This is a genomic window from Polaribacter sp. P097 (assembly GCF_036864555.1).
In the GTDB taxonomy this organism is placed as follows: Bacteria; Bacteroidota; Bacteroidia; order Flavobacteriales; family Flavobacteriaceae; genus Polaribacter.
The window spans coordinates 59,679-83,091 of record NZ_JAZETJ010000003.1 but is presented as its reverse complement, the minus strand read 5'-3'; the positions used below and the strand labels follow the sequence as shown (position 1 = coordinate 83,091).

Below are 23,413 nucleotides of genomic sequence, written 5' to 3'. Positions count from 1 at the left end.
ACGTTAATTCAGGTTGTAAATAATTACCAAATTTGTTAAAAATCATTCATTATGGCTATTTTAGGAAACATCATTAAAGGAGTAATTAATTTAACAGACAGTTTATCATCTGAAGTTGATCATGTAGAAGCTCAAGAGAAAATGTTGAGAACTTTACTTGAAACTGCGAAAGACACTCAATTTGGTAAAAAATACAATTTTGAAACTATTCTTTTAAGTGATGACATTTGCGAATCTTTTGCAGATGTAGTTCCTTATTTCGATTATAATAAAATTAACGAAAAATGGTGGCATAAATTACACGAAGGTGAAGTAGATGTTACTTGGCCAGGAACACCTTCTTACTTTGCCTTAAGTTCTGGAACTACAGGAAAAAGCAGTAAAAGAATTCCGGTTACAGATGCAATGATTGATGCCATAAAAAGCTCTGGAATTAAACAAGTACTTTCTTTAAATCATTTTGATTTACCATCAGACTTTTTCGAAAAAGAAATAATGATGTTGGGTAGTTCTACTGATTTAAAAGAAAAAGACGATCATTTAGAAGGAGAGATTAGCGGAATTAGCGCAAGTAATATTCCATTTTGGTTTAAGGGGTATTATAAACCAGGAGAGGAAATTGCAAAAATTGATGATTGGGATGATCGTGTTTTACATATCGCCCAAAATGCAAAAAGTTGGGATATTGGAGCTTTAAGTGGAATACCTGCTTGGATTGAATTAATGTTACAAGAAGTTATTAAATATCACAACCTAAATAACATTCATGAAATTTGGCCAAATTTGCAAGTGTACACATCAGGTGGAGTTGCATTTAGTCCTTATGAAAAAAGTTTTAAAGCGCTATTAGGTAAACCCGTAACTGTCATAGATACTTACCTAGCCTCTGAAGGATATATAGCAACACAAACTAGACCAGAAACTGATGCTATGCAGTTGAATACCGAAAATGGTATTTATTTTGAGTTTGTACCCATGAATCCTGATTATATTAAAGCTGATGGTTCAATAAAGAAAAGTGCGCCTTCATTAACACTAAAGGATGTTGAATTAGACCAAGATTATATTTTAATTATCAGCACAGTTAGTGGTGCTTGGCGTTATTTAATTGGCGACACAATTGCATTTACTAATATTGAAAAAGCTGAGATTAAAATTACAGGTAGAACAAAATTCTTCTTAAACACAGTAGGTTCTCAACTATCTGTAAATAAGATGGATGATGCCATGAAAAATCTAGAAGAGAAATTCAACACAAAAATCACAGAATATACCATTTGTGCAAAACGTTTTGAAGATGGCGAATTTTATCATTCTTGGTATATAGGTGCAGACATAAACGCTGATTATGAAGAAATTGCAAATTCATTAGATGAATTTTTAAAAGACGCGAATAAAAACTATAGAGTTGCCAGAAGCAAAGCTCTAAAAGGCGTTAAAGTAACTGTAATACCTGTAGACAAGTTCTATGCTTGGAGCGATTTAAACAAGAAAAAAGGTGGACAAGTAAAAATGGCACGTGTAATGAAAGAAGACAAGTTTAAAGAATGGGAAGAATTTGTGAACAACTAATTTAGAACCAAAATATAATGTTGATGAGCAATTAGGCAAATTAGCAAAAAGAAGAATTAATGAAGAAGCCCTAGCCTAATCATTAATTAAATCATAAGAAAAGCGACCTTAAATAGGTCGCTTTTTTTATGCGTTTTTGTTATTCAATTAAAGAATTGTATCATTAAAAAGCTGTATTTTTAACTACACTACCAAATTAGCTTTAATCATTTTAAACTAAAGCCTAAATCACTCAAAAATAGCAACTTATGTCTTTTGAACGCACTTTAGAGAAACTAAAAATACTAGCAGACGCTGCAAAATATGATGTTTCTTGTTCTTCAAGTGGTAGCAAAAGATCTAATAAAAATAAAGGTTTAGGAGATTCTACAGGAATGGGTATTTGCCATTCTTACACAGAAGATGGTAGGTGCGTTTCTTTGCTGAAAATTCTATTAACCAATTACTGTATTTTTGATTGCGCTTATTGCGTAACTCGAAAAAGTAACGATGTAAAAAGAGCTGCTTTTAAAGTTCAGGAAGTAGTTGATTTAACTATTAATTTCTATCGAAGAAATTATATTGAGGGTCTTTTTTTAAGTTCAGGTATTTTTAAAAGTGCAGATTATACCATGGAACGTTTGGTAGCAGTTGCCAAAAAGTTAAGATTAGAAGAAAATTTCAATGGTTATATTCATTTAAAATCCATTCCTGGTGCTTCAGATGAATTAATGCGTGAAGCAGGGTTGTACGCAGATAGATTAAGTGTAAATATTGAAATCCCTACAAAAAGCGGCTTAAAATTATTAGCTCCAGACAAGAATTTTGATGATTTTATAAAACCTATGGAAAAGGTTAAGAGTGAAATTATTCAATACAAAAGTGAAAAGAAAATTATAAAAAGTACACCCAAATACGCTCCTGCAGGTCAAAGTACACAGATGATTGTTGGTGCAAGTGGAGAAAATGATTTCCAAATTTTAAAAACGGCAGAACATTATTATAAAAACTTCAACTTAAAAAGAGTCTATTATTCTGGCTACGTGCCAATTTCTTATGATGATAGATTACCTTCTATTGGAAGTGAAGTACCAATGTTGCGTGAAAATAGATTGTATCAATCAGATTGGCTAACCCGTTTTTACGGATTTCAAACTAATGAAATTGTAAATCAAAATCACCAGCAATTAGACTTAGATATCGATCCTAAATTGAGTTGGGCTCTGCGCAATTTGCACGAGTTTCCTGTGGATGTAAATAAGGCTGATAAAAGAATGTTGGCTAGAATTCCTGGTGTTGGTATGAAATCTGTATCTAAAATTTTAATGGCAAGAAAATACAGAAGGTTAAATTGGGATCATCTCAAAAAAATAGGTATTGCATTTAACAGAGCGCAATATTTTTTAGTTTGTGATAGCAATCAATTTCAACGAAGAGATTTAACCGCAGAAAAAATTAAAGCAAATATTTTAAGAAATTCTAACAGTAAATACGATAAATTACTTAGCCCTCAATTAAATCTTTTTAGCTAAATGCAACCCAAAACTTTAATTTACGATTGTAGTTTTGAAGGTTTTTTATCTTGTGTTTTTTACGTTTTTGAATACAAATTACAACAAGTAACCATTCAAAATGAGTTTGTACAACAAAATAATTTGTTTGATGAACATGAAATTATTAGTACAGATAAGCAAAAGTCAGATCGTGTTTGGAAAGGCCTAAAAAGTAAAGCATCAATAAAATCATCTACTAAAATCTATTACGCGTTTTTAAGTGAACTACCCAAAGTAGAAAATGTATTGCTAGACTACATTCAATATATATTTAACAGTACACAAAAAGTAGATACCGATTTTACGCAGCCTAGTGTTTTAAAAACCTCTCAAATTGCAAAAAATGTAAGCAGAGAAAAGCATAGAATGGAAGCTTTTGTTCGTTTTAAACTCACTAAAGACAACATTTACTTTGCAAATATTGAACCCGATTTTAATGTTTTACCATTAATTGCAAAGCATTTTAAAAGCAGATATGCAGATCAAAAGTGGGTTATTTACGATATTAAAAGAAATTATGGTTTGCATTACGATTTAAAATCTTTAGAGTTTATGAATATGGAATTCCCTGAGAATTTCGATTTTACGAAAACTGATACAGACTTTTTTAGTGATGAAGAATTTCATTTTCAAAAATTATGGAAAGACTATTTTGACAGCACAAATATTAAAGAACGTAAAAACATGAAATTGCATGTAAGACATGTTCCTAAACGTTATTGGAAATATTTAAGTGAAAAACAACCTAACTTATAATCTATTAACAAATCCCTTAGCCCAATCTTTAATTCTTGGCCCAAAACATTCTAAAATAGCATCTACCCCAATAACACTTCCTTTTGCCAATCTTCCTAAAACAGCAATGGGAATTTCTTTATTTTCGTCATCTAAAACAATAGTAGCATCTGAATTTGTTTCTATACCCAACTTAGAATGCGCAGGCTGTAATAGCTCATCATTTAATAAATTCATGATTAATGGTGTTGTAACTTCTAACAATTTAGGTGCACTTAAAACGCTGTTTATAACAACCTCGCAATTTAATCTAGTATCACCTTTTTCAAACGTCCAATAATCTGTATGGGTTGTAATTTTTGGATCATTTACAAACCTAAAATCTAAAATTTGAGCTTCATGCAAGGCTATTAACTGTTGCATACTTTCTATGGGTGGCCCATAAGAATACCTTTTCATCATTTCATCAAACTGAATGACATCTGCAAAAAGCGAGTCTTCCACTGCTGCATGTGAAAAAGCTGCGTATAAAGTGGGTTGTAAATGCCTAATTACTTGGCCAACACAAAAATCTAAAGAAATTTCAATTTCGTTGGCAGCCATGCTTACATAATTAGTTAGTAACGAAATAGTATTTCTTTCTGTATTTAATAAACACTCATGTTTATGCTTTTGATTTTCAAACCACATCAACAAGGTTTTTATTAAGTTTTCTGAGGAATCAGAACATTCAATCTTATTTTCTAATGTGTTGTAAACGGCTACTCCTATTTCAGCAAATAATTCTTTTAAGAAGTTTGCATTTTCTGCTTTCAATTTTCCATTAGCATATTTTAATACAACACTTTTAAATCTTTCTTTTTGCTTTTTTGATGGGTTAAATTGATGATCTATTTCTTTATTCAAAGGCTTAGGAACCATTGGCAAACCATCTAAAGAATAAGGTATAATTTTTTCAGCAACATTCTCAGAGGTAATGAATTTTGATGCAAATGTATCTTTATTCAAAATTTCAAACCTCCCTCCTTTTTCTACAGTTAAAGCTCTTATAGCCTCTATCATTGCCAAACCAAAACCTCTAATTGCAATATTTTTAGCTGTACTTGTAGCATCTGATTTAATTATTTTATAAATCGGATACGTTTCAGAAAAGAAAGTTTTATTGCTTTCTAAACTATCCACTTCAAAAGATGTCAGGTCTTCAGAAAGTTTTGTTGGTTGATGACCTATGGTTAACAAAATCTCATCACTTTTATAGATATCTCCAGTTAAACCTACTAACTCAAAAATAGTATCTACACACTTAATTTGAGTTACAAAGGTTTTATGCATTTTTACCAAGTTGTGCTTTTGCAATATTTCTACAATTGATTGCGCTCTTTCTTTTAAATACTTTCCTATGTCTCTTCTGGGAGGAAATTGGTCTGGCAAATGTTTTAAAGCTTCTTTTTCTTCTGCAGATAGTGAGTTGATGTAAGAAGGAAAAGCTGGGATTTTTAGGTTATCAAAATTTATTTCTGGTCTTCCTTCCAAATTTTTAAGTGCCCTAATTGTAATATTAGTCCAGTTTACTGCAGATTGTTTTGTGTTCCAAACTTGTCCTGCACCCAATTCATCTTCATTCTCAAATATATGAACCTCTATATCTGATTTATTTTTTTTAGATAGCTCTAAAAAAAGCATTTCTAGAGCATGTAATCCTCTAGGTCCAAAACCAATTATTGCTAACTTTTTCATGAATTTATTTTAAGAAAAATTAATCAAAAATAGCTGATACTTTTTTAAAAAATTAACTCAATTCAGAATTAATTGAACGCATCTAAAAAAAGACCAAAATCTTCTGTAATCCTTTAAAATTAACACTTTTTTGTACTTCCTAATAAAATTTTTGAACTCAAAATTTCTTAAATTAGAGGAAAATTTACACATGAAAATGAAAACATCAGACTTTATAATTCAGGCTTTAGAAAATGAAGGTGTAGAATATATTTTTGGATTACCAGGAGAAGAAAATTTAGATTTATTAGAATCCATAAGAAAATCAGACCAAATAAAACTAATTTTAACGAGACACGAACAAGGTGCAGGTTTTATGGCAGCCACCTATGGAAGGTTAACTGGTAAATCTGGAGTTTGTATGTCTACATTAGGCCCAGGAGCAACAAATTTAATGACACCTGCTGCTTATGCGCAATTAGGTGCAATGCCAATGGTGATGCTTACAGGCCAAAAACCAATTAAAGAAAGTAAACAAGGTAAGTTTCAGATTGTAGATATTTTAGAAATGATGCAACCTTTAACCAAGTTCTCTAAACAAATTACCTATGGTAAAAATTCTGGAGCTATTATAAGAGAAGCTTTTCGTTTATCTCAAGAAGAAAGACCTGGTGGAGTTCATATAGAAATTCCTGAAGATGTTTGTAAAGAAGAAGTAGCAAAACCTCACTTTTTCAATATTGTACATTCTAAAATACCATCTGCAAACTTAGCATCCATTTCTAATGCAGAAAAAATGATTAGTGCAGCCAAAAAACCTTTATTGCTTATTGGTGCAAGCGCTAACAGAAAGAGGGCAAGTGAAGCACTTACCAAATTTGTAAACACCTTAAAAATTCCGTTTTTTAATACACAAATGGGTAAAGGAATTATTGATGAACGAAATGAATTGTATTTAGGAACTGCTGCACTTTCATCTAACGATTTTATACATGAAGCTATAGAAGAGGCTGATTTAATTATAAATGTTGGTCATGATACAATAGAAAAGCCACCTTTTATTATGGATGCAAATGATAAAAGAAAAGTAATTCACATTAACTTTTTTGCAGCCGAAATTAACGAGGTGTATTTTCCTCAACTAAATGTTATTGGTGATATTGCTTATAGTATTGAAAAGCTGATGAATGCTTTAAAACCTTGTGCTGGTCAATGGAACACAGATTTCTTTTTAAACGTAAAGAAAAATGTTGCCAATCATTTATCAAAATATGAAGAAGATAATCGTTTTCCTATTTTACCTCAACGTTTGGTAAAAATTACAAGAGATATTTTAAACGATGAAGATATTGTTACTCTAGATAATGGAATTTATAAAATTTGGTTCTCAAGAAATTATCCTACTTACGCTCAAAATACGCTTTTGTTAGATAATGCATTAGCAACAATGGGTGCTGGTTTTGCTTCTGCAATTATGGCCAAAGAATTATACCCAAATAAAAAGGTAGTTTCTGTAAATGGAGATGGTGGCTTTATGATGAATTCACAAGAACTAGAAACTGCCATTAGAATGCAATTAGATCTTGTGGTTATCATTTTAAATGATAACGCTTATGGAATGATTGAATGGAAACAAGAAGGAGAAGGTTTCCCAAAATACGGATTGGAATATCAAAATCCAGATTTTATAAAGTATGCAGAAAGTTTTGGAGCCCATGGTTACAGACCAAAATCTGTAGAAGACTTTCAAGATATTTTTGAAAAAACATTGAATACAAAAGGTGTTCATGTAATTGATTTGGCTGTAGATTACTCTTTAAATCATAAAATTTTAAACGTATTATTAAAAGAAAAAACTAAAAACTAGACTTATGAAAAAAGTAACCACAATAAACCCTGCAACTGAAGAAGAGATTGCAAGCTATAATAGATTAAATACAGAAGAAGCCTTAACAAAAGTTAATAAAGCAAGTGAGGCATATAAAAGTTGGAAGAAAACCTCTTTTGAAGAGCGCTCTAGACTAATGAGCAAATTGGCTGATATCTTTGAAGAAAATAAAGAAGAATATGCGCAATTAGCAACTCAAGAAATGGGTAAAATGATAGGGCAATCTAGAAGTGAAATTGAAAAATGTGCAAGAATTTGTAGATACTATGCAGAAAATATTGACGAATTATTGGCTGATGAACCCATAGAAACCGAAGCTAAAAAGAGTTATGTTACTTATCAATCTTTAGGAGTTGTATTGGCTGTAATGCCTTGGAACTTTCCATTTTATCAAGTAATTCGATTTGCTGCACCAGCAGTAATGACAGGTAATACAGGTGTTTTAAAACATGCTTCTAATGTGCAAGGTTGTGCATTTGCTTTAGAAGAAGCTTTTAAGAAGGCTGGTTTTCCTGAGGGAGTTTTTACCAACTTAAATGTAGAATCAGATGATATTAAAGCCATTATAGAAGATAAAAATATTGTAGCTGTTACATTAACAGGTAGTGAACCTGCAGGAAGGTCTGTAGCAAAAATTGCAGGAGAAAACTTAAAGAAAACAGTATTGGAATTAGGAGGTAGTGATGCTTACATCATTTTAGACGATGCAGATTTAGAAAAAGCAACTGATTTAGCAACTTATGGTAGGCTTCAAAACAATGGTCAAACGTGTATTGCTGCAAAACGTTTTATTGTTTTAGAAGAAATTTATGATGATTTTCTAGCGCTTTTTACAAAAAAGATGAAAGAAGCTAAAATGGATGAACCCACCAATGAAGATGCTTATTATGGCCCAATGGCTAGAGTAGATTTAAGAGACGAAATACATGAACAAGTAGAAAAAACTATAAAAGAAGGTGGTAAACTAATATTGGGTGGTAAAGTTCCAAACCAAAAAGGTGCTTACTATCCTGCAACCATATTAGCCGATTTAAAACCTGGAATGACTGCTTTTGATGAAGAATTATTTGGCCCAGTTGCTTCCGTAATTAAAGCTGAAAATGAAATGGAAGCCATTGAATTAGCTAACAACTCAACCTTTGGTTTGGGTTCTGGAGTTGTAACTGGTAACTCTGAACGTGGAGAAAAAATTGCACTACAATTAGAGGCAGGAAATAGTTTTGTAAATAAACTAGTAGCTTCAGATCCAAGATTACCTTTTGGTGGAATTAAAAATAGTGGTTATGGACGAGAATTATCAGACTTCGGAATTAAAGAATTTGTGAATACGAAATCCATTTGGATTGACTAATAACCATAAAAAACCTTTGCTGTTGCAAAGGTTTTTTTTCTTTTGTAAATTTTAGAATATTATAATGCTTTTTCAATTTTCTCAGCCATTTTATCTCTGTCTTCAACTAAGAACATAATTTCTTCAGGAGATAAATAATATTTACGCATTCGCTCTTTATATACCTCAGAAATTTCAGCATGATTCAAAATAAAGTTTTTTGTTTTTAAAATATATGATTCCATTTTGTATTTTACAGCAAAACTATCTGCAGCTCTCTCTGCTTCTACAATATGATTTTCAGAAAACAAATATTTTAATCCAAACCAAATTAAGTTCAACTTACTTCGATCTTGGTAATCCATTATATGACCTAACTCATGACCTATCCAACCAATAAAAATATCATCTGGTATATCTAGTGTTGAGAATTCTTTATCAGAAATTTTAAATTTTTTACTAATTAAAATTAAAAATTTACGTTTCTCTTTAGGTTTAAAAAAGCTATCAAAAGTAGGTCTAGCCTGCATTGTAGATTTTTTAATATTCTTCTTTATTTTAAACTCTATATGTATATCATCCAGTTGAGGATAGTATTGCAAAGCAACTTCTACTCGCGCTCTAATTTCCTCTGGAATTATATGATTTTTATTCATAATTTAAATTCATTTTTAATACTTAAATATAGGGTTATCTAGCCCTTTTTTTGTGCTTTTATGCTTAAATTTGTAACTCTTATAAAAGCTTATTTTTTTCTTATGAAAAACTTTTTAAACTTCCTTTATTCTACACGTTTAATGGCAATTTTATTCATCCTATTTGCTGTAGCAATGGGTGTTGCCACTTTTATTGAAAACGATTATGGAACGCAAACTTCTAAAGCCTTAGTTTATAATGCATGGTGGTTTGAAGTAATAATGGTGCTGTTTGTCATCAACTTCTTTGGTAATATTTTTAGATACAGATTATATAAAAAAGAAAAGTGGGCAACCTTAATGTTTCACATTGCCTTTTTATTTGTAATTATTGGTGCTGCAGTAACCAGATATATAGGTTACGAAGGTATTATGCTAATTGATGAAGGTGAAACTACAAACACGTTTTTATCTGAAACAACTTACGTAAATGTTATTGTTGATAATAATGAAGTTCAAAAAAATGTACATGAACCTATTTTATTAAGTGCTTGGGGTTCTAATTCTTGGTCTTACTCAGACGATTTTAAGGGTACAGATTATTCAATTGATTTGGTAGACTATATTCCTTGGGCAGAGCAAAAATTAGTAGATGATGAAAATGGTGTTGAATATTTATTCTTGGTAGAATCTTCTAGTGGAAATAGACATGAACATTACATAAAATCTGGAACGGTTTCTAATATCCACAATATTTTAGTAGGCTACAATGCTAAAGATGGCAATGCTTCTATAAACATTTTTAAAAGGAATGATTCTTTAAAAATTAAAACAAAATTTGATGGTAATTATAAAATAATGGCCACTTTAACAGATGGTGTTGTTAAAAAGGACAGTGTACAGGAATTTAATTTACGTTCATTGTACAATGTTGCAGAATTGCCATTTGTAGTGCCTGAATTCCCTAAAAAAGGAATCATGAAAACCTTAAGTGGTGCTAAAGACGATGAAAAATTAGATGTTATTGTGGTTGATGTAACTACAAATGACCAAACCAAAAGAGTAGAATTAACTGGTGGTAAATTTAATGTAGACAATTCACAAGAATTTACGTTAGAGGGTTTAAATTTTAGAATGTGGTATGGGGCTAAAATTTTAAATGCACCATTTAGTATTAAACTAAATGACTTTCAGTTAGAAAAATATCCAGGTTCAGAAAGTGCAGCTTCTTACGCAAGTGAGGTAACTGTCATAGACAATGAAGAATCTTTTGATTACCGCATTTTTATGAATCATATTTTAGATCATAAAGGGTATAAGTTTTTTCAATCGAGCTATGATTTATCAGGAGAAAGAGAGCAAACACACTTATCTGTAAATCATGATTGGTGGGGTACATTCATTACCTATTTAGGATATTCTTTATTGTATACAGGTATGATTTGTATTTTCTTTGCTAAACATACTCGTTTTGATACCTTAAAAAAATCACTAAAAAAGATTAGAACTAAAAAAACAACAATGTCTTTAATCACTGCATTGTTTATTTCTTCTTTTGGCATTGCTCAAGATGCAGAGCATGATCATTCAGACCCAAATCATGTGCATGAGCCAGCCAAAACAGAGGTTGTTACTCAAAAACAAGATCCTCATAAGGTAAATAGAATTACTAATGCACAGATTGATTCTATTTTACAAGCCAATAAAATATCTTTAGAACATGCAGAGGAGTTTAATAAACTTGTAATTCAAGATGCAGGAGGTAGAATGAAACCTGCACATACATTTGCTTCAGAATTAGTTCGTAAAGTAAGCCAGGCAGAAACGTTGCATGGCATGCAACCAAGTCAGGTTTTACTATCAATCATAGAAAACTCTAGACTTTGGTATGAAGTTCCTTCTGTTTATTTAGAAGAAGAAAACATGAAAATTCGTGAGCAATTAGGTCTTGCTGATACTACAACCTATGCTCGTTTATCGGACTTTTTTACAAATAGAGGTGAATATTTAATTCGTGAGCAAGTGGCTGAAGCTCAGAAAAAAAATGTGCAAAATAAATTTGAAAAAGATTTAATTAAAATTGATAGAAGAGTTGGTTTATTGTATTCGGCTATTGGAGGTGGAATTTTAAAAATTTACCCTATTCCAGGTGACGAAAACAACAAATGGATTTCTCAACCAGAAACTTTAATGGAAAAAGGTTTTAAGGCTGCAGACACCATTTTTGTACGTAAATCGCTTCCATTATATGTTCAGTTATTACAAACTGCAAAAAAAACAAACGATTATACAAAAGCGAATCAAGTTTTAGACGGAATTAAAAAATTCCAAAAAACCTATGGTGCAGAAGTTTATCCATCAGAAGATAAAATTGAACTTGAAATTGCCTACAATAAATACAACATCTTTAAAATGTTAGTTCGTTATTATGGCTTTATGAGTTTATTACTTATTGGTTTTGTAGTTGCACAAATTTTTAGTTCTAAAAAATGGATTAATTATGTAGTAAAGGTTCTTATTGGACTAACAATTGGATTGTTCTTATTACATACTGGAGGTTTAATTGCAAGATGGTTTATTAGTGGAAATGCACCTTGGAGTAATGCCTATGAATCTATTATTTATGTAGCCTGGACAACCATGCTTTTCGGATTTTATTTAGGAAGAAAATCAGCATTAACCATTGCAGCAACCACTTTCATTACCTCAATTATATTATTTACAGCAAGTATGAACTGGTTAGATCCAGAAATTGCAAACCTACAACCTGTGCTTAATTCATGGTGGTTATTGGTGCATGTATCTATCATTGTAGCAAGTTATGGGCCTTTAACTTTAGGTATGATTCTTGGAATTTTCTCTTTGTTTTTAATTCTATTCACCAATAAAAACAACAAGAAAAAAATGGATCTTAATATTAAAGAGATTACCATTATTAATGAAATGGCTGTTACTGTTGGTTTGGTAATGCTAACCATAGGAAACTTTTTAGGTGGTATGTGGGCCAATGAAAGTTGGGGTCGTTATTGGGGTTGGGATCCTAAAGAAACTTGGGCTCTAATTTCAATTATGGTATATGCTTTTGTATTACATATGCGCTTAATTCCTGGTTTAAGAGGTAGATATACCTTCAACTTATGGACGATTATCGCCTATGCATCTATTATGATGACATACTTTGGAGTAAACTTTTATTTATCTGGATTACACTCTTATGCAAGTGGAGATCGTGTAATTACACCAAGTTCTGTTTACTATTCTGTAGGCTTTGTAATCATTTTAGGAACACTTTCTTGGTTTAAGTACAAGAAATACTATAAGAAGTAAGGCTATTTCTTATAAAAATGTATTTTTGCATTTCAATTTTAATCACTAAAAACAGACAATGTTTAATAAAAATATAAAGTTAGTATTAGCAGCCCTTATTTCTGTATGGGCAGTTTATGAATTTTCGCAAGGAAATATTTTAAATGGAATTTCAATTCTTTTATTGGCAGGTATTTTTGTATTGCTATATTTTAAGAATGAGTTTATTTTATTAGCGTTTTTACAATTGCGTAAGCAAAACTTTCCTGCAGCTCAAAAATGGTTGAGTTACATTAAAAATCCTGAGGCTGCTTTAACTACTAAGCAACAAGGTTACTATAACTATTTACATGGTATTATGCTTAGTCAAACTAACATGACTCAAGCTGAAAAGTATTTAAGAAAAGCAGTACGTTTAGGTTTGGCTATGGATCATGATTTAGCCATGGCAAAATTGCAATTAGCAGGTATAGCTATGACCAAAAGAAGAAAGCGTGAAGCAACTAATTTAATGGCAGAAGCTAAAAAATTAGACAAACATGGAATGCTAAAAGAACAAATGACCATGATGAAACAGCAGATGAAGAAAATCTAAGTTTCATATTTTAACACATAAAAAAAATCCGCTATAAGCGGATTTTTTTATGTCTTACACTCAAGATTATTTTAATCTTGTTAGTGTTAAATCTGGATTGTATTGTACAATATACAAACCTCTATTTTCGGTATTGCTATCTCTATAATCGAATCGTGTATCAACTCGTTGAGAAACACCTTCATCAAATGTTTTCTTTAAATCTTTACCAGAAGCCAATCGCATTAAAATATCAAAAGTAATGTCAAAACCTTTTGTTGCATAATAAGAAGGTAATGTATTGTTTTTTCTCTTAAACTGCTTGTTAAAAACTCTAGAAGCTAAAGACGAGGTATCATCAAAATCATCACTTACAAAGGTAAATCCTAATTTTGCTAATTTTCTGTTATCCACATTATCGTAAACTCTACCTTTATTAAAGGTAAATACCTTTGCTGTAGTTTCTTCTGGTAAACTAATTAAACTATTAATTACGTCTGAAACTACTATATTTTTATCTGTAGCTATGACAACCCAGTTATTTGTGTTTGGTTGTAATACTTCTAAAAATCGATCTTTCTGAATGAATCCTTCTGTTGGAGATAATACATGCACATTGCTAATGAATGCCCCAGATTCTAAAGAAGCTTTCATTTTGTTTGCTGTTAGTATTGAAGAAGCTTTCTCATCGCTTACAATAATAACATTACCTACAATTAAATTTTCTTTGATATAACTTTCTAGTTCTTCTCTAAAAACCCTTTTGTCTGGTGAAGTTTTGATGATGTTAGAAGAATAGAAATTGGCTTGATCATCTGAATAAACAGGATATACAATTGGAGTTCTAACATTAGAAGCCAAAGTTTGTACCTCTTCTGAATATAAAGGACCAATGATTACATCATTCTTATTTAAGTTCTCTTGAGCAATAATGCTATTAAATTGATTACTTCTTCTGTTTCCAGTGTCGTAAACATTCAATTCAACAGCTACACCTCTACTTCTTAAAGAATCTACTGCTATTTCTGCACCTAAATAAAAATCGGTTGCAATGTTTACGAGCGTAGCATTTTTAGCAAATATGTCTTTTAATTCAAGCGTATCCGCTTCAAATTTATTGGCTCTAAAAGGTAAAAGCAAAGCTGCTTTTATTTCTTGTTTTGGTTTAATGTAATCTAAATACATAAACTCATCAGCATTTACAACCTTAGAAATTCGCTTAATTTTTAAACTCATTCCTTCTTTTAAACCCTCTTTTAACTCAGGATTTAAAATTAAAAGTTGCTCTTTACTTACGTCGTACAAATTGGTTAAACTGTAAAAAGTATCGCCTTTTTGAACTTCATAAATTACAAACATCTTTTTTAAATCGTCTGTAAGCTCATTATTTACGTTTAAACTATCTAAGGTAATTTCTGTATCTAAAGAAATATCAGTAATATTCTCTTCGTTAGCCTCTACCTTATTTTTAAAATTGTTTAGCTTGTTTTCTGGAACAACAATAAAAGTATTTGGTTTGGGTTCATTCACAACATCTGGATTTAAACGAATTAAATCTTTAGTTTGCATGTTCAACTTCTGAGCAATTTTGCTCATAGTATCACCACTTTTAACCTTATACTGTATGTATTTTTTTTGTTGTCCACAAGAAACTGTAAACGTTAAAATACATAAGAAAACAAAAAACTTTAAATGCTTCATATATGTTATTCCCATTCTATAGTTGCAGGTGGTTTAGAGCTAATATCATACACTACTCTGTTTACACCTTTTACTTGATTGATTATTTTGTTCGATGTTTTTTGCAAGAATTTATAAGGTAAATCTACCCAATCTGCAGTCATTCCATCAGTACTTTCTACGGCTCTTAATGCTACCACTTTTTCGTAGGTTCTTTCATCACCCATAACTCCAACTGAGTTTACAGGCAATAACATTGCACCTGCTTGCCATACTTTATCGTACAAACCATCTTCTCTTAAACCATTAATAAAGATTGCATCTACTTCTTGCAAAATACGAACTTTTTCTGCAGTCACATCTCCTAAAATACGAATGGCCAAACCAGGCCCTGGAAAAGGATGTCTGCCTAACAATTGCTTATCAATTCCCATTGATGCACCTACTCTTCTTACCTCATCTTTAAAAATCATTCTTAATGGCTCCACAATTTTTAACTTCATAAAATCTGGTAAACCACCAACATTATGATGACTTTTTATAGTTGCTGAAGGCCCTCCGTTTACAGAAACAGATTCAATAACATCTGGATAAATAGTTCCTTGAGCCAACCATTTTACATCTTTTATTTGATGCGCTTCATCATCAAAAACATCAATAAATGTATTACCAATGGCTTTTCTCTTTGCTTCAGGATCACTTAAACCTGCTAATTTGGTTAAGAAACGTTCTGAGGCATCTACACCTTTAACGTTTAATCCCATTCCTTCGTATTGTTTTAGTACACTTTCGAACTCATTTTTTCTTAAAAGTCCGTTATTTACAAAAATACAATACAAGTTTTTGCCAATAGCTTTATGCAATAAAACAGCTGCTACAGAAGAATCTACACCACCTGAAAGCCCTAAAACTACTTTATCATTACCTACTTTTTCTTTGATAGCATCTACTGTACTTTCTACAAAAGAATCTGGTGTCCAGTTTTGTGCTACACCTGCTATATCAACTAAAAAATTTGCTAATAATTGTTTACCATCTGTAGAATGATACACTTCTGGGTGAAATTGAATTCCGTAAGTAGTTTCACCCTCTATTTTATACGCAGCATTTTCTACATCTGAAGTACTTGCTAATAACACTGCATTGGTTGGTAATTCTTTAATTGTATCTGAATGGCTCATCCAAACTTGGCTACCTTCTACTATATTTCTAAAAAAACTTTCGTCTTTTTTAATGTAAGATAAGTTTGCTCTACCATATTCTCTAGTATTAGATTCTGCAACTTTTCCTCCAGAAAAGTGAGCCAAATACTGAGCTCCATAACAAACTGCCAACATTGGCTTTTTACCTCTAATTGCAGATAAATCTGGATGTAATACTAGCTCGCCTCTAACTGAATTAGGGCTACCTGATATTATTACCGCTTTGAAATTATCTACATTGTCTGGTAAATGGTTGTAAGGATGAATTTCACAATAGATGTTTAATTCTCTAACTCTTCTCGCAATTAATTGAGTGTATTGCGAACCGAAATCTAAAATAAGTACGTTGTGTTGTTGCATGCGCAAAAATAATATTTTGATATTAGATTTAGCATATATACATATTAGAATTTTACAAACTTTTAGAATTTGCTAATGAATGCCTAGAATTTGTAGACAATAGCATTGATATTCATACCTGCACCAACAGAAGCTAAGATTACAACATCGCCTTTTTTTACCTCTTGATTTTCTATTTGCCCCTTTAAAACCAAATCTAATAAAGTAGGTACAGTAGCTACAGAGCTATTACCCAATTTATGAATACTCATAGGCATTACACCTTCTGGAATTGGTGTTTTAAACAGTCTGTAAAAACGTTTAATTATGGCTTCATCCATTTTTTCATTGGCCTGATGAATGAATACTTTCTTAACATCATCAATTTGTAAACCACTTTTATCTAAGGCCAATTTCATCGCTTTTGGTACATGCGTAATTGCAAATTCATAAATTTTACGACCATGCATTTTTATATAACGTACATCCCTATCATTCTGTGGATTGTAAGAACCACCAAAAAATAAGTAATTTGCCTCTTCTTTAGCAAAAGTTTGTGAAGCATGACTTAAAATTCCTGAATCTTTCTCTGAAGTTTGTTCTACAATACAAGCACCTGCTCCATCACTATAAATCATAGAATCTCTATCATGTTTGTCTACAACTCTAGATAATGTTTCTGCACCTATAACTAAACATTTTTTAGCAATACCTGCTTTTATAAACGCTTGAGCCTGAATTACACCTTCTATCCAACCAGGACAACCGAAAAGCACATCATATGCTACACAATTAGGATTGGCAATTTGCAATTTTGCTTTCACTCTGGTAGCTAAACTTGGTAGTGTATCACCTTGAATAGCTCCTGGTTTTACATCACCAAAATTATGAGCAAAAATGATATAATCTAATTCTTCTGGATTTACTTTTGCATCTTCTATTGCTTTCTCTGCAGCAAAAAATGCTAAATCTGAAGTATTGTAAGTTTGCTTTGCATACCTTCTTTCTTCAATACCTGTAATTCCTTTAAATTTCTCAATGATCACAGTATTGGTAGCCTCAAATTTTGAACCATCATTATTCAAAAAATCGAAATCTAAAAAGTCGTTATTTGCCTTTTTTAATGAAGGAATAAAAGTACCTGTTCCAGTAATTTTTGATGAAATCATTTTGTTTTTATTTTTCTAGGTCGAATTTACAACAATGAACCTACAATTATTTACTATGCATGCATAGTAATGGAAAAGTCAAAAAAGGCTTTTAAAAAAATAGTATTGATAAAAAAAAGCCTAATTATTTATACATATTCATCTTAAGCTTCATCACTGTTGCAATTGAGCTTGCCCTATTTTTCATTAAGCTAGCTTTAGCACCATTAAAATTGGCATCAATTACCTCAAAAAAATACGATATCCAAATGTCAAAATGCGACTTTTTAAATGCCATTTTTGCATTCGATTTAAGATGTTTCTGCATAACATTTTCTTGATAACTTAACGTGTCAAAAAGAATATCGTTCCAAAAATTAGTGATAAATTCAAGATGGACATCCAATTGATTTTCAGTTACAATTTCCTTGAAAAATGGGCTTATAGATGCATCACTCAACAATTTCTTATAAAAGGAGGTAATGATGAAATGAATATCCGCCTTTGATGATATATCAGGCGTCATTATAAATAAGAACTGTCAAAAGAAAACGGAAGTAAAGAGGCAAGAGAATCGGTTTTAATTACTTCACCCATTTCTCCCATAAATAGAATTGAAAATGGCTGTTTTTGTTTCATTTCATATTCAGATAATGATTGTCTGCAAGCACCACAAGGACCTACAGGTTTGTCTACTTTAGAAATAGCGGAACTGGCAGAAATAGCCAACTTTAATACTTTCATTTCTGGATATTCAGATCCAGCTCTCCAAATTGCTACTCTTTCTGCACACATACCTGAAGGATAAGCTGCATTTTCTTGGTTATTTCCCAAAACAACAACCCCATTATCTAACAACAAGGCTGCACCAACACTAAATTTAGAATAAGGAGCATAGGCTTTTTTTCTAGCCTCAATTGCTTTATCCATAAGCTGTTTGTCTTCCTTGTCTAACTCAGAAATGTCATTGTATACTATTGCAGAAGATTTTATTTCGATATTTTTCATATGTGTAAAGTCAAAAAAAGCAGCCTGATTAGACTGCTTTATTATTTTTTAAATCTACTAAAAAAAACTGAATTCTAGTAGTTGTCGTAAATTTCTCCTAAATCGAAAGATAATGTAAAACGTAATGAGTTTTCTAATGGATTATTCACATCTGAAGAATTTATCAAATAAGATAAATCTACGTTTAAAGCATTGGTTTTAAAGCCAGCACCTAAAGTAAAATATTGTCTGTTTCCTTTATCTTGACTTTCATGAAAGTAACCAGCTCTTAAGGCAAATGCATTGTTGTATAAATATTCTGCACCCAGTGCATAAGTGATTTCACTTAATTCTTCACTAAATCCTCCTGGAGCATCTCCAAAAGAACCAAAAATACCCTGAATCCAACCTTTTTCTTCATCAGAGCCATCAGGCTGTGGAGTTGGAACTAATAATTTGGTAAATTCAACATTCGTAGAAATGATATTATAATCGTCTAAAATAAAATCAAAACCACCTCCTACTTTTAAATTGGTAGGTATAAAATCTTCTTCACCAGGTGTATAAGAAACCTTAGGACCAATGTTTGCGATGTTAAATCCTAAACGATATCTACCATTAAAGTTTCCATAATTTTCTTCATAAGATTGATAGTAACCAGAAACATCTACTGCAAATGAATTTACGGGTTGTAAAGTATTACCAGCTGTACCATTAAAAGCGAGGTTAGATCTTATATATTTTAAACCAACTCCCATAGAAAATGTTTCACTTAGCTTTAAAGCATAAGATCCTGAGAATACAAATTCATTAGGGTTTATGGTTCCATTTGGGTTACCTTGATTGTCTGTCAAATCAATTTGGCCAAGACTAAAATATCTAAATTCTGCACCCCAAGCTGCATTTTCACTAAACCTATTGATGTAAGAAGCTGCACCTACAAAAATATCATCAGTTAAATTACGTAACCAAGGTGAGTAGGATAAACCTGTTTTTATTTGTCTGTCTCCAAAAGCAGTTTTTGCAGGGTTATGAAATAATGACCAAGCATCTGCAGAAGTTGCAACACCCATATCTCCCATACCTCCTGCTCTTGCATCTGGCACAATTAATAAAAACGGAGTTGCAGTTGTAATACCACCTGTTTGTTGTGTGTTGGTTTGTGCACCCACTTTAACCCCTACTAAAGCACAAAGTGCAATACAAATACTTAATTTTTTCATTTTCTTCTTTTGACGATTGATTACAAATATCTAATTTTTATTGAAGTATTACTAATTTTTCATATTTCTCTGACACCAAATTACTTACTGTAGCTTTTACAGTAAGTTTATAAACGTACACCCCTTTACCTATTTTGTTTCCAAAATCATCCAAGCCATTCCACGTAATATTCCTAGATAAATTACCTGTTGTTTGTACATTTCTGTTGATGGTTTTTACCAATTTTCCAGAAACCGTAAATACCTGAACCTGAACTTCTAAAGGCTCATTAGGTTTGTTATGATTGAACCAGAACTCTGTGTAATTTACAAAAGGATTAGGATAGTTTAAAACATTTTCTAAATTTAATATGGCATCACTAACAACCACAAAGTTTAACGTTGTTTCAGAAGAGTTATTGTATGTATCCCAAGCTTTAATTTTCAACGTGTGAGGGCCAGTTTCTAAATCTCTTAAAGTATAATTTACCTTTCCTGTTGTAAAATCATTAAGTTCTGTTTGATAAAAATCATTTAAAATTATTGGGTTGGCAGTATCACCATCTAAAATGGCAACAATATCATGATCTACTGCTGTAATTGAAGTATTGATACCATTAGCATCAGACAAAACTGCAATTAAATTGGGGGATGCATTTGTATTACCACCATCAATAAAAGACTCATCATTCATAAATAAAGAAATCTCTGGCCCAATAGTATCTTCAGGTGCATTCTCATTTATTCCACCAACTGTAACATCAAAATTGGCTCCTGCTTTTTCCACTTCTCCATCTTCAGCATAAAAACTCAATTTGCTTTTACCATAAGCAATTTTAATATCTTTTGGCACTACAAAATCGAAGCTAAATACACCATTTTCTACAGTTGCTTTTCCTCTAAACAGCTTACTGTCTTGTGTATCAAAAACCATTGTTACTCCAAAACCATCGTTATCTAAGGTGTTTTTTTCAATTACTTTATCAAAAACAGTGGTAGATAACGTTCCATTATAATTGGTTAAAACCGAATTTGAATCGTCTGTAACCACACCTTCAAACTTAATTTTTGACAATGCTTTAATAGTGTCTAAAGATTGGGATATTGGAACATCGTTCATTTTAGTAATTCTTACATTAGGCTTAGGAATTGCCAATTTCATGGCAGGATCTCCAAAAGAATAAATAAAGAATTTTTGTGTACTGTTAAATTGATTTTTGGTTGTTGCTAAGGCTTCTGCAATTGAGTAATCTTCTCCGTTAAAAGAGAGTAAAACACGAATTAACTGCTCATTAAATCGCTGACCTGTAGAAATAAAAACCTCTCTAGTAGTTGTAATCATACTTGCAGCTCCACCATCCGATTTTTTAAAGGTAATTTCACCTGCTGTAATTCTATTTGGATTGTCAAATCTTGAAAAGTCGCAAGTAACTGTAATTAATAAAGGAAGTGTATTTAAATTATTAAAAGATTGAATTTGAGAAACATCTAAAATACGCTCAGAAGCAAAACCATCTTCTCCTCCATGACCAAAATAATCGAAAACTAACGTTCCTTTTTCAATGGCATTGGTTATGGCTTCATTCACTTCTGGATAACGTTCACCTCCTGAAGAGTTTTCTTGCACAAAGGCATCTGCATAAATTTTATTGACATTAAATACAGGCTTGTTATCCTTAATTTCATCAGCAATAGATTCTACACCTTGCTCAATAACTTCCTCTCCAACCACATCAATATCATCTGCCAATAACGTAATTGTATTTCGCCAATCACCAATGGCATCTTTACTGTAATAAGACAAAATTTTATCTACCACAACAGATGCCTCTGCAATTGTAGAAACAGGAATTCTACTGGATGCCACATCCACAGTATGTGAAGTAGACATTGTACCTTCATTGTCATCTAACATCACAAAGAAATCATCAGTAACATAAGAACTCGCCAAATTAAAACTTATGGTTGATAATTTAACTGGTACAATATTATTGTTCGCTGCAATTCGATCTTTATAATCGTAAGACGAATCACCAAAAAAACAAACGTATTTTAGTTGAGTTGAGGGTGATGAATTTGTGGTGTATAAATGCTTGATGAAATCTCTAATTCCTGTAATGTCTTTAGAACCCGATGAAAATTCATTGTAAATTTCATCTAACAACACCACTTTACCAACCAAATTAGAATTTGTTTGATGATAGTCTACCAATCTTTGTGCTTCATTTGCCAAATCTGAATTGGTAATTACCAAATAGTTGATGTCTTTTAAACCATGTAAATCTTGATTGGTTACTCTAGAATTTTCTACAGTTTCAGGGATATAAAAGTCATTAGCATCCAAAACAACATATTCTTTCAATTCACCTGCATTTGCATTAAAGGTAAAATTGTTTCCTGATGAAGTATTCTGAAGTCTTTTTGGACTAATGGAATTGGAAACATCCCAAACTTGAAAAGCATTCGCTCCATTTGTAATTTCATAAGCTACAGTTCCTGAAGCAGTTGCTTGTTCAAAATTTCGAAACGAGAACTGAAAATCAGAATAGCTTAAATTTTTGGTTCCTACTACCTCTATATAATCTAAAAATGCATTTGCAGACGGATTTCCATTACTGTTATAGATAATTGAAACTGTAATATTTTCGGAAGTATTGTTCAAAGCTGCACTTCTTTCTAAGGCAAATGCTTTGGTTAATGAGGAAGGATTTGTAGCTGGATAATTTATACTGTACGCATCTTGCCCATTTACAACAACATCCATGGTAGAAGCCACTACCGAATTTGACACTCCTCTAGTTCTTACTGTAATGTTTTCTCCAGAAACTGCATTGGTAAAAGGAATTGTAAATGATTGGGTATTCTCAATATTAAAATCTTCGTTAAAAAACCATTGTGTACCCACTGCCAAAATGCTTCGTTCTTCTCTTTCAAAAAAAGTATAATCGTCAAAAGTGGCAAAAACATTGGTAGGAGCTGATGAAATTGGTGTTTCTGACTGAATTCTTTTTCCATCAGTTTCATTAACGGTTATAAAATAATATGCTTTATCAGAATAGATGTTTTGCCTATGTCTTGCTGTTTCATTGGCAAGATCTACTTCCCAATCATGAGGGCCTTTTGCATAAAATAGAATAAAATCATTAGTATCAAAAGAACCATCCTGTTCACCATCTATATAAATAGCATTTTCTTGCAGATCATCGTATCTAAAATCACTATTCAAAACAGGCAATAATTGGCCTCCATTACCATAAATATGAATTTTCTTCGGATCTAAATTATTGGTAGAAACGCCTATTTGCTGCAATAAATTTCTATCTATCTTAAAAACACCAGTAGTATCCACAGAAAACTTATACCAATCTCCACTAGCTAGTACAGAACTACTAACTTGAGCTATTGAATTTTGCATTAAAAACATGCAACTTAATAATAGGAATCCTTTTTTAATCATTCTAGATTTAAAAATAACGCAATTATATCTTAGTTATTTTAATAGTAACAAAGATAAATTATACTAAAGTAAAAATGCAATCGTTTATAAGATTATATGCAGAAAATGCA

General features: G+C 31.5%; 16 protein-coding genes. 7 read left to right on the top strand and 9 right to left on the bottom strand.

Annotation, left to right across the window (positions count from 1 at the left end):
* Positions 1–51: 51 nt before the first annotated feature.
* The 3 genes from V7R38_RS12060 to V7R38_RS12050 all read left to right on the top strand — a co-directional run bounded on the left by V7R38_RS12060 (position 52) and on the right by V7R38_RS12050 (position 3,860).
* Positions 52–1,572 (top strand): GH3 family domain-containing protein, encoded by a 1,521-nt coding sequence (locus V7R38_RS12060; protein WP_334058786.1) that lies wholly within the window; start codon positions 52–54, stop codon positions 1,570–1,572.
* 248 nt (positions 1,573–1,820) lie between these two features.
* Positions 1,821–3,083 (top strand): putative DNA modification/repair radical SAM protein, encoded by a 1,263-nt coding sequence (locus tag V7R38_RS12055; RefSeq protein WP_334058784.1) that lies wholly within the window; start codon positions 1,821–1,823, stop codon positions 3,081–3,083.
* Entirely contained in the window at positions 3,084–3,860 is a 777-nt protein-coding gene (locus tag V7R38_RS12050; RefSeq protein ID WP_334058782.1) for a TIGR03915 family putative DNA repair protein, read from the top strand.
* Here the strand turns inward: V7R38_RS12050 and V7R38_RS12045 are convergent.
* Positions 3,855–5,576, bottom strand: coding sequence for an FAD/NAD(P)-binding protein (locus tag V7R38_RS12045; RefSeq protein WP_334058780.1), 1,722 nt, complete (start codon positions 5,574–5,576; stop codon positions 3,855–3,857). The genes V7R38_RS12050 and V7R38_RS12045 overlap by 6 nt on opposite strands.
* Before the next feature lie 190 nt (positions 5,577–5,766).
* Between V7R38_RS12045 and V7R38_RS12040 the strand changes: the two genes are divergently transcribed.
* Both V7R38_RS12040 and V7R38_RS12035 read left to right on the top strand, forming a co-directional pair.
* Positions 5,767–7,422 carry an acetolactate synthase large subunit gene (locus V7R38_RS12040; RefSeq protein ID WP_334058779.1) on the top strand — a complete coding sequence of 552 codons (1,656 nt, stop codon included), beginning with the start codon at positions 5,767–5,769 and terminating at the stop codon, positions 7,420–7,422.
* Between the two features lie 4 nt (positions 7,423–7,426).
* The gene (locus V7R38_RS12035) at positions 7,427–8,794 is read left to right on the top strand and encodes an NAD-dependent succinate-semialdehyde dehydrogenase (RefSeq protein WP_334058777.1); all 1,368 of its coding nucleotides are present in this window, start codon (positions 7,427–7,429) and stop codon (positions 8,792–8,794) included.
* Between the two features lie 59 nt (positions 8,795–8,853).
* Here V7R38_RS12035 and V7R38_RS12030 read toward each other — a convergent pair whose 3' ends face one another.
* A complete protein-coding gene (locus V7R38_RS12030; protein ID WP_334058775.1) occupies positions 8,854–9,429 on the bottom strand; it encodes a hypothetical protein in 576 nt (191 codons plus the stop codon).
* 102 nt (positions 9,430–9,531) lie between these two features.
* Here V7R38_RS12030 and ccsA point away from each other — a divergent pair, with 102 nt between their 5' ends.
* On the top strand, positions 9,532–12,735 hold the full coding sequence (gene ccsA, locus V7R38_RS12025) for a cytochrome c biogenesis protein CcsA (RefSeq protein ID WP_334058773.1): 3,204 nt from the start codon (positions 9,532–9,534) through the stop codon (positions 12,733–12,735).
* A gap of 58 nt (positions 12,736–12,793) precedes the next feature.
* Positions 12,794–13,309, top strand: a complete 516-nt coding sequence (locus tag V7R38_RS12020; protein ID WP_334058772.1) for a DUF2892 domain-containing protein — start codon at positions 12,794–12,796, stop codon at positions 13,307–13,309.
* 66 nt (positions 13,310–13,375) lie between these two features.
* On the opposite strand, the gene V7R38_RS12015 is transcribed toward V7R38_RS12020, so the two are convergent.
* From V7R38_RS12015 to porU, 7 genes are all read right to left on the bottom strand, one after another.
* On the bottom strand, positions 13,376–15,004 hold the full coding sequence (locus V7R38_RS12015) for a LysM peptidoglycan-binding domain-containing protein (RefSeq protein ID WP_334058770.1): 1,629 nt from the start codon (positions 15,002–15,004) through the stop codon (positions 13,376–13,378).
* Positions 14,995–16,530 carry a glutamine-hydrolyzing GMP synthase gene (guaA, locus tag V7R38_RS12010; protein WP_334058768.1) on the bottom strand — a complete coding sequence of 512 codons (1,536 nt, stop codon included), beginning with the start codon at positions 16,528–16,530 and terminating at the stop codon, positions 14,995–14,997. Before guaA ends, V7R38_RS12015 begins: the two co-directional genes overlap by 10 nt.
* 83 nt (positions 16,531–16,613) lie before the next feature.
* Positions 16,614–17,678 (bottom strand): 3-oxoacyl-ACP synthase III family protein, encoded by a 1,065-nt coding sequence (locus V7R38_RS12005; RefSeq protein ID WP_334058766.1) that lies wholly within the window; start codon positions 17,676–17,678, stop codon positions 16,614–16,616.
* A 124-nt stretch (positions 17,679–17,802) separates the two neighbouring features.
* Positions 17,803–18,183 (bottom strand): group III truncated hemoglobin, encoded by a 381-nt coding sequence (locus V7R38_RS12000; RefSeq protein ID WP_334058764.1) that lies wholly within the window; start codon positions 18,181–18,183, stop codon positions 17,803–17,805.
* Entirely contained in the window at positions 18,183–18,665 is a 483-nt protein-coding gene (gene cdd / locus V7R38_RS11995) for a cytidine deaminase (protein ID WP_334058762.1), read from the bottom strand. The genes V7R38_RS12000 and cdd overlap by 1 nt, the downstream gene beginning before the upstream one ends.
* A gap of 74 nt (positions 18,666–18,739) precedes the next feature.
* Entirely contained in the window at positions 18,740–19,867 is a 1,128-nt protein-coding gene (gene porV / locus V7R38_RS11990; protein WP_015480876.1) for a type IX secretion system outer membrane channel protein PorV, read from the bottom strand.
* Positions 19,868–19,904: 37 nt separating this feature from the next.
* Positions 19,905–23,261 carry a type IX secretion system sortase PorU gene (gene porU, locus V7R38_RS11985; RefSeq protein ID WP_334058759.1) on the bottom strand — a complete coding sequence of 1,119 codons (3,357 nt, stop codon included), beginning with the start codon at positions 23,259–23,261 and terminating at the stop codon, positions 19,905–19,907.
* Positions 23,262–23,413 lie beyond the last annotated feature (152 nt).